The organism is Streptomyces sp. NPDC006925 (assembly GCF_042869575.1).
Lineage (GTDB): Bacteria > Actinomycetota > Actinomycetes > Streptomycetales > Streptomycetaceae > Streptomyces.
Window position 1 is genome coordinate 16,131 of sequence record NZ_JBIAGB010000031.1, and the last position, 13,009, is coordinate 29,139.

Below are 13,009 nucleotides of genomic sequence, written 5' to 3' on the forward strand. Positions count from 1 at the left end.
GGCGCGCCCGCCCGCCGGTGACACTCCGCGACGCCCCGGCTACCGCTCCGCGCCCTTCGCCGGTGCCCACAGCCGCGTGCTCCTGCTTTTCCGCCGCTTTACGGTCCCGCGCCCCGCGCAGCCCCCCGCGCGTTGTACCGTCACCACACACCACCGCACGACCTGCTAGGAAGGCCGCGACCTTGGCATCGGGCCCCGAAACCACCTCCGCCTCCGCCCCGGACGGCTCCCGGGAGCGGAAGGCGGCCCCCGCCGCGCAGCCCGGCGCCCCGGAGGGGCCGACGCGCGCGAGCAGCGCCGACACGGGCAGTGACGTTCCGCCCGACGTCTCCGAGCACTCCGAGACCCGGGCTGCCCGCCCGGGCCGGATGCGCCGACTGGCCGCGCTCGCGCGGCGCGAGGCCGGGCGGTCCGCGCTGGCCGCGCTCGGCGGTGTGGCCCTGGCGTGCGCCTTCCCGCCCTACGGGATCTGGCCGCTCTCGCTGCTGGCCGTCGCCGCGCTCAGCCTGCTCACCCGCGGCCGGACCGGCCGGCAGGGCGCCTGGCTCGGATTCGCGTTCGGCTGGCCCTTCTTCGTCGTGCTGCTCAAGTGGCTGCATGTCGTCGGCTGGGACGCGGTCATCGGACTCGCCTTTCTGCAGAGCCTGTTCGTCCTCGGGCTCGGAGCGGGACTGGCCGTCACCGCGCGGCTGCCGCTGTGGCCCCTGTGGGGTGCGTGCCTGTGGCTGACCGAGGAATTCCTGCGCGACCGGCTGCCGTTCGGCGGCTTCTCCTGGGGGCGGCTGGCCTTCGCCAACACCGACTCCCCCTACACCCCGCTGGCCGCGCTCGGCGGAGCCCCGCTGGTGTCCTTCGCGGTGGCCCTCACCGGGACCCTGTTGGCCGCCGTCGCGCTGCGGGGCCTGGGGCTGCGGTCCGCCGCGGCCCGTACCGGCCGCGCCTGGGCCACCTGCTTCGGCGCGCTCGCGCTCGCCGGCGCCGCCAGCGTCGCCGGTCTCGCGGTACCGGTGCCGACGAAGGCGGCCGACACCGTACGGGTCGCTGTCGTGCAGGGGAACGTGCAGCAGCCCGGCATGCACTTCCTGGGCCGCCCGATGCAGATCCTCAACAACCACGCCGAGGCCACCCTCGACCTGGCGAAGCGGATCGAGCAGGGCAAGGAGCCCCGCCCCGACCTGGTGATCTGGCCGGAGAACTCCTCCGACCTGGACCCCTACAAGTACCCGGAGGCGGGCGACCGCATCGACCGGGCCGTCAAGGCCGTCGGCGTCCCCGTGCTGGTCGGCGCCCTGGTCGACCACCCGACCAAGGAGGGCTACGTCGAGAACCAGGGCATCGTCTGGGACCCGGACAAGGGGCCCGGCGCGTCCTACACCAAGCAGCACCCGGTCCCCTTCGGCGAGTACGTCCCCTTCCGCGCCCAGCTGAGCAAGGTCATCACCCGCCTCCAGCAGGTGCCCCGCGACTTCTATCCGGGCGACCACACCGGTGTCCTGCAGACCGGCCCCGCGCGCCTCGGCGACGTGATCTGCTTCGAGGTCGCCTACGACGAGATCCCCAGGGACACCGTCAAGGACGGGGCCCGCGCACTCGTCGTCCAGACCAACAACGCCACCTACGGCCGGACCGGGCAGCCCGAGCAACAGCTGGCGATGTCCAAGCTGCGCGCCGTCGAGCACGGCCGCGCCGTGGTCACCGCGGCGACCAGCGGCATCAGCGCCATCGTCGCGCCCGACGGCACCGTCCAGCAGCGTACGGACGAGTTCACCCAGGACGTGCTCACCGGGAAGCTCCCGCTGCGCGACGAGATCACTCTCGCCGACCGCGTCGGTGCCGCTCCCGAATGGGTGATCGCTATCGTGGGCGTGCTCGCCTGCGCCGGGGCCTGGATCCTGGGCCGCAGACGGAGCGGCACCGGTGCTCGGGCCCGTACCGCGCCGGACGCGGCCGGTGGCGGGGACGGCACCGACAGGCAGGACCGACAGGCTCAAGCGGAGGGGCAGCACCAGTGACGGACGGCGGACAGCGGCGGTACGGCCCGCTGGGAACGGCCCTGGTCATCATCCCGACCTACGACGAGGCCGACAACATCCGGCCTGTCGTCTCCCGGGTGCGCGAGGCGGTGCCCGAGGCACACATCCTCGTCGCGGACGACAACAGCCCCGACGGCACCGGGAAGATCGCCGACGAGCTGGCGGCCGAGGACGGCCACGTCCACGTGCTGCACCGCAAGGGCAAGGAAGGGCTCGGCGCGGCCTATCTGGCGGGCTTCCGCTGGGGCATCGACAACGGCTACGGCGTCCTGGTCGAGATGGACGCGGACGGTTCCCATCCGCCCGAGGAGCTGCCCCGGCTGCTGACCGCGCTGGGCGGCGCCGACCTGGTGATCGGCTCGCGCTGGGTGCCGGGCGGCCGGATCGTCAACTGGCCCAAGTCCCGGGAGTTCCTCTCCCGCGGCGCCAGCACCTACTCGCGGCTGCTCCTGGACGTCGACGTACGGGATGTGACGGCGGGCTTCCGGGCCTTCCGCAAGGAGACCCTGGAGGGCATCGGCCTGGACTCCATCGCCTCCCAGGGCTACTGCTTCCAGGTCGACCTCACCCGCCGCACGGTGCACTCCGGCTACCACGTGGTGGAGGTCCCGATCACCTTCGTCGAGCGCGAGCGCGGCGACTCCAAGATGAGCCGGGACATCATGGCCGAGGCGCTCTGGCGGATCGCCGCCTGGGGGGTCGAGGGACGGGTCAAGAAGGTCCTCGGCCGCGCGGAGCACCGCAAGGACGGCAGCGGGGACGGCCGCCCGCCGAGCTGATCCCGGGCCTACGCGGTAGCAGGCACACTGGAAGCATGACGACGCGCGCACCCTTTCCCCACGGACTTCCGCAGGAACCGGGCGGTGGAGCCGGCGGCCCGGGTGCCGGGACGCGCTCCGAGGGAGGCGAGCAGCCCCGGCGGAACCGGCCGAGGAGCCGCACCCTGCTGCCGCTGGCGGTCGCGCTGTGGGCGGTTCTGGAGATCTGGCTGCTGACCCTGCTCGGCCAGGCCGCGGGCGGGTTCACGGTCTTCCTGGTGCTGGCCGGCGGCTTCGTGCTCGGCGCCGCGGTGATCAAGCGGGCCGGGCGCCGCGCCTGGCGCAACCTCGCCGAGACGGTCCAGCGTGCCCAGGAGCAGGCCCGCACCGGAGCCGAGCCCTCGGGCGAGGACGCCGCGGAGGGCCGCGGCGGCAACGGGACGGCCATGCTGGGCGGACTGCTGCTGATGATTCCCGGGCTGCTCTCGGACGCGGTCGGGCTGCTGCTGGTTCTCCCGCCGACGGGAAAGCTGCTGCGCGGCGCCGTGCAGCGCTCCCTGGACCGCCGCAGCGGCTTTGCGCCGGGCACCCTGGGCGACGCCTACCAGCAGGCACGCACGGCCGAGCAGCAGGTGCGGATGCACCGCCCGGACGGCAAGGTCGTGCCGGGCGAGGTCGTCCGCGACGACGAGCCACAGGAGCGCGAAGGCGGGCAGAGCGGAAGCTGAGCGGCGCTCGCGCGCCCCGTTCGCGAGACGTGCGCCGGTGCCGCGAGCACTGTGGGACACGTCCGTCGGCACGCCAGAAAGGGCTCGGCGGCACGGGCGTGAGTCCGGGAGGCCAGCCGCAAGGGTCCGGCTGGGGAGCGGGCAGGAGGCCCCGGGGCGCGCAAGAAGACGCTCGATGCGAGCGCCCGCGCAGGTCGGCCCGCCCTCCCGAAGGGGCCTGGAGAACGCGCGAGAGGGCCCCGGTCACGCTGTGCGTGGCCGGGGCCCTCCCGCTGCGCTCCGGAACCATCAGGAGCGCAGGGTCGTCAGGCGGACTTGCGCTTGTTCCCGCCGTCGTCGCGGGGGTGGATCGCGAGGTTCATGGTGCCGGAGCGCAGTACGGCGAGCCGCTCGGCGAGGACTTCCTCGAGCTCCTCACGGGTACGCCGCTCCATGAGCATGTCCCAGTGCGTGCGCGCGGGCTTGCCCTTCTTCTCCTCCGGACCCTCGCCGTCCACCAGGAGCGCCTGTGCACCGCACACCTTGCACTCCCACTCGGACGGAATCTCGGCCTCTACCGAGAACGGCATCTCGAAACGATGTCCGTTCTGGCATGCGTACTCCACGGCCTGGCGCGGGGCCAGGTCGATGCCGCGGTCGGTCTCGTAGCTGGTCACCACGAGTCGCGTGCCGCGAAGAGCTCGCTCACTCATGAATTCGTGCCTCCCGGGCTGGTCGCCCACAGGACAGGTGTCGCTGTCGTCGTCATCCGGTCAACGTCCGGCTGCCGGTGAAGATTCCCGTAATCGGGAGATCACCCACCCTTCACGCACCTCCAACCTGACGGAAGGCTGCGCGCCGCTGCTGCTTCGTGCCGCCGCTTCGTTGATCTGCGGTACCCGCCGGTGACCGGTTTGTCACAATTGGCAGAAGATGTCACCCACTGTTCGCATCTCTTCGGCGCGCAGTAACGGTCCATCCCGGTGGGCCAAAGGCGTACACTACCGGTCCGGCACCCGCACGTCTAAATCCGGTCCGGAGCGACGTTGCCCACTGCTGCCGCAGCTCGCTGTACGGGTACCCGCAGCAGCAGTACGAAACCGAGCGCGAAGAAGACCACCAGCGAGAGGATCGCGTTCCGGTAGTCCCCCGAGAGCTGGTAGGCCAGCCCGAACACCAGTGGTCCCAGCCAACTGGTGCCGCGGTCGCTGATCTCGTACAGCGCGAAGTACTCCGCCTCCTTGCCGGCCGGCACGAGATGCGAGAAGAGCGAGCGGGAGAGCGCCTGGCTGCCGCCCAGCACCAGGCCGATGCCCACCGCCAGCGCGTAGAACCACAGCGGATCCTCCCGCGGCAGGAAGTATCCCGCGCCCACGGTCGCGGTCCACGCCACCAGCGACCCCAGGATGGTGCGCTTGGCCCCGTAGCGGGTGGCGAGCCGGCCCAGCAGCAGCGCGCCCGCCACCGCCAGGACCTGCACCAGCAGGATGGCACCGATCAGCGTCGTCTGGTCCAGGCCCAGCGCCTCCGAGCCGTAGACCGACGCCTGGGTGATCACCGTCTGGATGCCGTCGTTGTAGAGCAGGTAGGCCAGCAGGAACAGCAGTGTGAGCGGATAGCGGCGCAACTGGCGGAAGGTTCCGGCCAACTGGCGGAATCCCTGCCCGGGTCCGGTGCGCCCGGATCCCGCCGTCGGGCGCGCCGGCGGACGCTCCCGCAGCCGCAGCAGCGGTACGACCGTGAAGACGGCCCACCACACCCCGGCCGAGGACAGGCAGATCCGCACCGCTGTCGACTCCGCGACGCCCAGCGCCTCGTGTCCCAGGAACAGCCCGAGGTTCGCGACCAGGACCAGCGCGCCCGACCCGTAGCCGAAGGCCCAGCCGCGCGAGGAGACCGCGTCGCGCTCCTCGGGCGGGGCTATCTGCGGCAGGAAGGCGTGGTAGAGCACGATGGAGACCGCGTAGCTGACGTTCGCCACCACCAGCAGCACGCCGCCCAGCAGATACCGGTCGCCGTCCAGGAAGTACATCCCGGTGGTCGCCCCGGCCCCCAGATAGGCTGCGGCGCCCAGCAGCGGCTTCTTGCGCCCCGTGCGGTCGGCGAAGGCCGCCGCCAGCGGCATCACCAGTACCGACAGCAGGACGGAAGCCGAGACCGCGTAGGGGAAGAAGGAGCCGGCCCGCACCGGGATGCCCAGCGGGTGCACATAGCCGTCCGCGTCCGCGGCGGCCTCGGTGACCGAGGTCAGATACGGGCCGAGGAAGACGGTCAGCACACTCGTGGAGAAGACGGAGTTCGCCCAGTCGTAGAAGTACCAGCCGCGCTGTTCGCGGCGGCGCTCGCGGAGCGGGGTCCGGTTCCCGGATCCCGCGCCCTCCTGCGGCGCCCTCGGCGCGTCCGGTGCGACCGTTCCCATCCCCGTTCCTCCCCGTCGGCCCGCCGTGCGGGTTCCTGACCGGCCGCGCGGGAACCGAACGCCCGCAGAGCCGTGCCGGGAGACTACAGCCCGTCCCCGGCGGCACACCGGGCCGCCGGGGACGGGCTGTGGGCCGGTGCCGTTCGGCGGCGGTTCAGTCCGGGGGCCAGGCGCCGCGGGCGTCCAGTACCTCGCGCAGCATTTCCAGTTCGTCGGTCATGATCCCGTCCACGCCCAGGTCCAGCAGCGCCGCGGCGCGGACGGGATCGTTCACCGTCCAGACGTGCACCCGCAGCCCCCGCGCGTGCGCCGCCCGTACGAAGGCGCGGTCCACCACGCGGACCGGCCCGTGCCGTTCGGGCACCTGCGCGCATCCGGCGCCGGACGGCAGCCGCCACGGCAGTCGGCAGGAGCGCAGTCGCAGGGCCAGCACTCCGCCGGTGCCCAGCGAGGTCAGCAGCCGCGGACCCGCCAGCGCCCGCGCCCGGGCCACCCGCGCCTCGGCGAACGCGCCCACGCACACCCGGTCCCAGGCGTCCTCGGCCGCCAGCAGCTCCAGCAGCGGGACGAGCGCGCCGTCGGACTTCACGTCGATGTTCCAGCGCGCGCCGGGGAACGAGCGCAACAGGTCGGCGAAGAGCGGAACCGGCTCGCGCCCGGCCACACGTGCCCGGCTCACCTCGGCCCAGCCGAGCTCCGCGAGGCGGCCGCCGCTGCCGGTGGTGCGGTCCAGGGTGGTGTCGTGGAAGGCCACCAGGGCGCCGTCCGCCGTGGTGTGCACGTCCGTCTCCATGTAGCGGTAGCCCAGCTCCGCCGCACGGGCGAAGGCCGCGTGGGTGTTCTCCAGGCCGGCCGCCGCGCCGCCGCGGTGCGCGAAGGCCAGCGGCACTGCCGAGTCCAGGAAGGGGTGGCCGGGGCGGCCGCGGGGCTCTCTCGCTCTCGTCACCGCCGCAGTATCGCCGCAGTCGCGCCCGTCCGCCGTCGGCTCACCGCCTCCGGTCCGCCGGCGCACCGCCGTGCGCATCCCTCCTGCCGCCGCCGGCCACCACGTGCGAGCCCCCGGCGCCGCACGGCACGGCGAAGAGGCGCAGGAAGAACTGGGCGAGCGGGCCGATCGCCAGCGCGTACAGCACGGTGCCCGCGCCGGCCGAGCCGCCCAGCAGGATGCCGACGACCAGGACCACGATCTCGATCGCCGTCCGCACCAGCCGGATGGAGCGGCCGGTCACCTTGTGCAGGCCGGTCATCAGCCCGTCGCGCGGTCCCGGTCCGAACCGCGCCGAGATGTAGAGCCCGGTCGCGGCGCCGTTCAGCACCACGCCGCCCACCAGGAGCGGGATCCGGTAGGCCAGTTCCTGCGGGTGCGGGAGCAGCCACAGCGTGGCGTCCATGGACAGGCCCACGAGGAAGACGTTGGAGACGGTGCCCAGGCCCGGGCGCTCGCGCAGCGGCCACCACAGCAGCAGCACCGCGGCCCCGGCGATGATCGCCACGGTGCCGATGGACAGTCCGGTGTGCTCGGCGACGCCCTGGTGGAGGACGTCCCAGGGGTCCAGCCCCAGCCCCGCGCGCACCATCAGCGCCGCACTCGCCCCGTACAGCACCAGGCCCACGTAGAGCTGTGTGAGCCGGCGGACCAGATGCCTGTCAGAACCCCTCGAATGGGACAAAGATCTCCCCCTTCTCGTGTCATTGGACTGTCTCGTGGCACCCTGTGGCATGGAAGCAGGCCGTTTGAACGGCCAATCCAGGAGAGGTGGACTGCAAGATGGCGCACTGGAACTCCGCCGTGGGGGCCGCTCAGCTCGCGCGGCTCCTCGGCTCGCAGCACAGCGTGCGGGGGGAGGGCCCCGGAGCGGCCCGGCCGCACGCGGTCGCAGCGGACCCGGCAGTCACCGTCGGAGCCGCGGGCGCAGGTATCGGTGCGCACCCGGCACCGGCGGCCCGGAAGCTGCCCGCCTACCGTTCGCTGGCCGAGGGGCTGCGGATGCTCGTCCTGGAGGGGCGCATCCCCGTCGCCACCCGGCTGCCCGCCGAGCGGGAACTGGCCGCGGCCCTCTCGGTCAGCCGCACCACCGTCGCCGCCGCCTTCGAGGCGCTGCGCTCGGACGGTTTCCTGGAGTCCCGCCGCGGCTCGGGGAGCTGGACGACCGTGCCCGCGGGCAACCCGCTGCCCACCCGCGGCCTCCACCCGCTGCCGCCGGAGAACGAGGGCACCGTCATCGACCTGGGCTGTGCCGCGCTGCCCGCCCAGCCGGTCATGAACGAGGCGTTCGGCAGCGCCCTGGAGGCGCTCCCGCCGTACGCGCACACCCACGGCGACTACCCGGCCGGGCTGCCCGTGCTCCGCGAGGCCCTCGCCGAGCGCTACACCGCACTCGGCGTGCCCACGATGCCGCAGCAGATCATGGTCACCACCGGTGCGCTGGGCGGCGTCGGCGCCCTGGCCCGGATGCTGGTGCCGCGCGGCGAGCGCATCGCCGTCGAACACCCCTCGTACGCCAACGTACTGCAACTCCTGCGCGAGACCGGCGGCCGCCTCGTCCCCGTCCCCATGGGCGACGACCTGGCGGGCTGGGACCTGCCCACCTGGCACCGCACACTGCGGGAGTCCGCACCCCGGCTCGCCTACGTCGTCGCCGACTTCCACAACCCCACCGGGGCGCTGGCCGGCACCGAGCAGCGGCGCGAACTGGTCGCGGCGGCCCGCGCCTCGGGGACCGTGCTGATTGCCGACGAGACCATGGCCGACCTGCCGCTGGGCCCGCCCGGCGCCACCGGTACGCCGAGCACCGGCTCCCCGGGGCTGGAGATGCCGCGGCCGATGGCCGCCTTCGACCCGGGCGGTTCGGCCGTCATCACGGTCGGCTCCGTGAGCAAGTCCATCTGGGCCGGGATGCGGATCGGCTGGATCCGGGCCGCACCCGAGGTGATCCGCAGCCTCACCGCCGCGCGCGCCTACGTCGATCTGGGTAGCCCCGTGCTCGAACAGCTCGCCGTGGCCGAACTGCTGAACGGAACGGGCTGGGAGCAGGCCGTCACCGAGCGCCGGGCCCGGGCCCGGGAGAACCGCGAGTCGCTGACGGCCGCGCTGCGCGACCACCTGCCCGACTGGGAGTTCGCCGTCCCGCACGGCGGCCTCACCCTGTGGGTGCGCACCGGCGGCCTCTCCGGATCCCGGATCGCCGAGGCCGGTGAACGGCTCGGAGTACGGGTGCCCTCCGGGCCGCGGTTCGGGGTGGACGGCGCCTTCGAGGGGTTCGTGCGGCTGCCCTTCACCATCGCCGAACCGCTGGCCCGGGAGGCGGCCTCGCGGCTGGCAGCCGCCGCCGAACTGGTGCGCTCCGGAGCGCCCACCCCCTCCGACGTGCCGCGCTCCTACGTGGCCTGACGCCTCCTCGGCGGACTGCCCCTCCCGTCCCTTCGGCAGGGGCCGGGGCCCGGGCGCGGTGGACGGCGGGTTCGCGCTGCACCGGGATCCGGGCCGGATATACGGTCCCACGGGCCCGGTGAAACCTACGGGAGGGGGCCGGCGGGCGGGAGCGGCACCGCGCCGCGGGGCCCCCGCGGTTCGTCGTACGCGGCGGTCACCGCCCCGGCCGCCGCGGGATCCGCCGGTTCCCGCACGGGGGTACGCACCGATGCCGGGAGCAGGTCACGGACGGCGGTCCGCTCGGCCTCGTCTACGGCCTCGTCCCGCGGATCGGGGGTCGCGGGCACCTGGAGCCGCAGCACCGGTCCGTCGCCCAGCCGGGCGAAGCCCCGGCCCCGCGGCGCCTCGGCGGCCGGTACCGTCTGCGGCGCCCGGCCCAGCACACCGCCCGCCTGTCCGGGGGTGACGGCGCCCAGCACCACCCGGGCGCGGGTGCAGGCGAGGACTGCTTCGGCCAGCTCGTCCAGGCCGTCGAACTGCTCGGCGACCGCCACGGCCACCCCCGCGGCGCGGCCGTGGCGCAGCGGGGTCCGCAGCAGCTCCTGCGGGTCGGCCAGGCCCCGGGAGCGGGCGAGATGGCTGAGTACGGCGGGCCGGTCCACCAGCACGCACAGCGGCCGGGGCGCCTCCCCTGGGGAGCGCTTGCCGTGCTGCCGCGAGCGGCTCGCGGTCAGCAGCCGCCGTTCCGTCTCGCGGGCCGCCCACTCCAGCGCGGCGAGTGCTCCCGGCAGGGTGGACTCCACTCCGAGTACCCCGCGCCGCGCCGCGAAGGCGGCGAACTCGCCGGCCCCGCCGCCGTCCACCAGCAGCACCTCGCCGCGGCCGAGCGCCTGGAGGGCGAGTGAGCGCAGCAGGGTGCTGGTGCCGGCCCCGGGTGTGCCGACGGCCAGCAGGTGCGGCTCGGTCGAGCGCGGGCCGGTGCGCCAGACCACCGCCGGTACGTCGTCGGCCCGGTTCTCGTCCGGGAAGCGGACGGGCACCGTCCTGGCGGTCTCGTCGTCGTCCGTGAGGCCGAGGACCGCCTCGTCGGGTGCGGTGTCGAACGGCTGGGCACGGATTCCGCGGGGCAGCGGTTCCAGCGCCGTCATCTCCAGCAGGTTGCACTCCTCGTCCCAGCAGAAGCGGTACTCGCGACCGCGGCCCGTCTTGGCCGCCAGGAGGTGTTCGAGCCGGAGCCGCTCGGTGGGTTCGCTGTCGCGGAACGAGGTCGGATAGCGCAGCAGCAGGCCGCTGATCCGCCCGTCCCGGAAGGCGAACTCCTCGAAGGCGCGCTCCCATCCGCCGTCCGATGCGTACAGCGGCTCCCCGGGCGCGGAGCCCGGCGGCGCGAAGTACGGCACCAGTGCCTCGTACAGCGCCTGCAGCCGCGCCCGCTGCGCGTCCGTGGGAGCTGCGCGGCGCGGTGCGGGCCCGGCCCGCCGCCTCCCGTACCAGGCGGTCGAGCCCAGCAGCGCGAACCCGGCCAGCACCGGCCCGTAGGGCAGCAGCCAGAGCAGCACCCCGCACGCGGCGACGGCGAACAGCGTGGGACCCCGCCGTTCCCGGGGCGTGCCCAGCCACCAGTTCCGGCCCTTCGCGGCCAGGTGGCAGGCCCCCCTGCCGAGCACGAGCAGCGGATGCAGCACGTCGAGCGCCCCGTCGGTACCGGCACGCACGGCCTCGCGTGCGTGCCGCCGTGACGGTACCGCCCACCGCCCCACATCCGGCTCCTCCCGGCCTGCTGACTGATGCTCAGGCCCGTCGGTCTCCCGGCCTGTCGGCCCTGCGCCCGGCTTGCTGCCGCTCGGTCCGCGGTCGTTCGGCCGACCGCCGTGCGGCTGGTGGCGGGCGGCTAGAACTTGAGGCCGCCCAGCAGGCCGGCCAGGCTCTCGCCTCCCGCCTTGATGCTGGGTGCCATGGCGGTGCCCGCCAGGTAGAAGCCGAAGAGCGCGCACACCAGCGCGTGGGAGACCTTGAGATTGTCCTTGCGGAAGAACAGGAAGACGATCAAGCCAAGCAGTACGACGCCCGAGATCGAGAGAATCACCAGTACTCCTGATGTAGGGGACGGTCACCATGAGTGTCACCAGCTTCACAGATAGGACGTATCGTATGAAGCTGGCAAGTGGGTGATTCATGTACTAACGCCCCTGAACGGGTCGTGTCGCCGACCTGCTCCCGGTGGAAGCGCCCACTGGTGACACAGCCGCCGCGTGGGACGTCGCGGTCCGTCCGGCGCGGGAGCGTGCCTCCCCCGCCCGCGGGCCGGCACGCAGCGCGCCCCGGGCCGATGCCCCGACGCGGAAGCCCCGCGCCCCGAACCGCCGCCCGCACCGCCGGAGGACCAGGACCGCATGACCGAGAAAGATCCCACGACCGTCGCCGCGGACGCGGTGCTCACCGGGCTGCCCGACATCCGCGACAGCCTCGAATTCCGCTACAAGGACCTCCACCAGCACCCCGAACTCGGCTTCCAGGAGCGCCGCACGGCCGGCCACGTCGCCCAGGCCCTGAACGAGTGCGATTACGAGGTCACCGAAGGGGTCGGCGGGACCGGCGTCGTCGGCGTGCTGCACAACGGGGCGGGCCCCACCGTCCTGCTCCGTGCCGACATGGACGCGCTGCCGGTGCGTGAGCGGACCGGACTGTCCTACGCCTCGACCGACACCGCCCGCGGCCCGGACGGTGCGGAGCAGCCGGTGATGCACGCCTGCGGCCACGACGTCCATGTCATCTGCCTGCTGGGCGCCGCGCGCCTGATGGCGGCCGGGACCCACGCGTGGCGCGGCACCCTGGTCGTCCTCTTCCAGCCCAACGAGGAGAACGGCTCCGGAGCACGGGCGATGATCGACGACGGCCTCGCCCGGCGCATCCCCCGTCCGGACGTCGCGCTGGGTCAGCACGTGCTTCCCGCGCCCGCGGGGACGCTGCTGACGCGGGCGGGCGTCATGATGGCGGCGTCCGACAGCCTGCGGGTCACCTTCCACGGGCGGGGCGCACACGGCTCCATGCCCGAACGGGCCGTGGATCCCGTGGTGCTGGCCGCCTCGACCGTGGTCCGGCTGCAGACGGTCGTCGCCCGGGAGACCGGTGCGACCACGCCCGCGGTGGTGACCGTCGGGGCGATCCACGCGGGCAGCGGTCCGAACATCATTCCCGACCGCGCCGAGATCCAGCTCAACATCCGCACGTTCGGCGAGGAGACCCGCGCCCGGGTGCTGGCCGCGGTGCGCCGGATCGTCGCGGGCGAGTGCGCCGCCTCGGGCGCGGACGCGGCGGAGTTCGAGACGATCGGCGCGTTCTCCGTGACCGAGAACGACGCGGAGGCCACCGAGCGGGTCGCGAGCGCCTTCGGAGCCTACTTCGGGGAGCGTGCGCGGACCACCGGCCCGCTGCCGGCCAGTGAGGACTTCGGTGAGCTGCCCGCCGGTCTCGGCTGCCCCGCCACCTACTGGGGGCTGGGCGGTACCGACCCGGCCGCCTACCGCAAGGCGGAGCGCGCCGGCACCGTCGACCAGGACATTCCCGGCAACCACAGTCCGCGCTTCGCGCCCGTGGTCCAGCCCACCCTCGACACCGGCGTACGGGCCCTGGTGACCGCCGCCCTGGCCTGGCTGGCGCCGCGCCCGAAGTCCGACTGAGCGCTGTCCGTGCCGGGTCCGGTGCCCCGCGCGGGCGGT

At 73.9% G+C, this 13,009-nt stretch carries 11 protein-coding genes; 5 read left to right on the forward strand and 6 right to left on the reverse strand.

Annotation, left to right across the window (positions count from 1 at the left end):
* The first annotated feature begins 182 nt into the window (after positions 1–182).
* The 3 genes from lnt to fxsA are packed head-to-tail and all read left to right on the forward strand — an operon-like array spanning position 183 to position 3,519.
* Positions 183–2,012, forward strand: a complete 1,830-nt coding sequence (gene lnt / locus ACFYNS_RS28580) for an apolipoprotein N-acyltransferase (protein WP_360299737.1) — start codon at positions 183–185, stop codon at positions 2,010–2,012.
* Positions 2,009–2,812, forward strand: a complete 804-nt coding sequence (locus ACFYNS_RS28585; protein WP_360299739.1) for a polyprenol monophosphomannose synthase — start codon at positions 2,009–2,011, stop codon at positions 2,810–2,812. Before lnt ends, ACFYNS_RS28585 begins: the two co-directional genes overlap by 4 nt.
* 35 nt (positions 2,813–2,847) lie before the next feature.
* Complete coding sequence (gene fxsA, locus ACFYNS_RS28590) at positions 2,848–3,519, forward strand: FxsA family membrane protein (RefSeq protein WP_360299742.1); 672 nt, start codon at positions 2,848–2,850, stop codon at positions 3,517–3,519.
* A 305-nt stretch (positions 3,520–3,824) separates the two neighbouring features.
* On the opposite strand, the gene ACFYNS_RS28595 is transcribed toward fxsA, so the two are convergent.
* From ACFYNS_RS28595 to ACFYNS_RS28610, 4 genes are all read right to left on the reverse strand, one after another.
* Positions 3,825–4,211 (reverse strand): RNA polymerase-binding protein RbpA, encoded by a 387-nt coding sequence (locus ACFYNS_RS28595; RefSeq protein WP_360299745.1) that lies wholly within the window; start codon positions 4,209–4,211, stop codon positions 3,825–3,827.
* 311 nt (positions 4,212–4,522) lie between these two features.
* On the reverse strand, positions 4,523–5,917 hold the full coding sequence (locus ACFYNS_RS28600; protein ID WP_388605691.1) for an MFS transporter: 1,395 nt from the start codon (positions 5,915–5,917) through the stop codon (positions 4,523–4,525).
* Positions 5,918–6,071: 154 nt separating this feature from the next.
* Positions 6,072–6,863: a glycerophosphodiester phosphodiesterase family protein gene (locus ACFYNS_RS28605; RefSeq protein WP_360301774.1), complete on the reverse strand. Its 792-nt coding sequence runs from the start codon at positions 6,861–6,863 to the stop codon at positions 6,072–6,074.
* A gap of 40 nt (positions 6,864–6,903) precedes the next feature.
* Complete coding sequence (locus tag ACFYNS_RS28610; RefSeq protein ID WP_388605693.1) at positions 6,904–7,638, reverse strand: YitT family protein; 735 nt, start codon at positions 7,636–7,638, stop codon at positions 6,904–6,906.
* 47 nt (positions 7,639–7,685) lie between these two features.
* Here ACFYNS_RS28610 and ACFYNS_RS28615 point away from each other — a divergent pair, with 47 nt between their 5' ends.
* The gene (locus ACFYNS_RS28615; RefSeq protein ID WP_360301777.1) at positions 7,686–9,308 is read left to right on the forward strand and encodes a PLP-dependent aminotransferase family protein; all 1,623 of its coding nucleotides are present in this window, start codon (positions 7,686–7,688) and stop codon (positions 9,306–9,308) included.
* A 125-nt stretch (positions 9,309–9,433) separates the two neighbouring features.
* Here ACFYNS_RS28615 and ACFYNS_RS28620 read toward each other — a convergent pair whose 3' ends face one another.
* Positions 9,434–11,050, reverse strand: coding sequence for a hypothetical protein (locus ACFYNS_RS28620; protein ID WP_360301769.1), 1,617 nt, complete (start codon positions 11,048–11,050; stop codon positions 9,434–9,436).
* A gap of 131 nt (positions 11,051–11,181) precedes the next feature.
* Positions 11,182–11,376, reverse strand: a complete 195-nt coding sequence (locus tag ACFYNS_RS28625) for a hypothetical protein (RefSeq protein WP_019356234.1) — start codon at positions 11,374–11,376, stop codon at positions 11,182–11,184.
* A gap of 307 nt (positions 11,377–11,683) precedes the next feature.
* Between ACFYNS_RS28625 and ACFYNS_RS28630 the strand changes: the two genes are divergently transcribed.
* Positions 11,684–12,970: an amidohydrolase gene (locus tag ACFYNS_RS28630; protein WP_360301766.1), complete on the forward strand. Its 1,287-nt coding sequence runs from the start codon at positions 11,684–11,686 to the stop codon at positions 12,968–12,970.
* Positions 12,971–13,009: the final 39 nt, after the last annotated feature.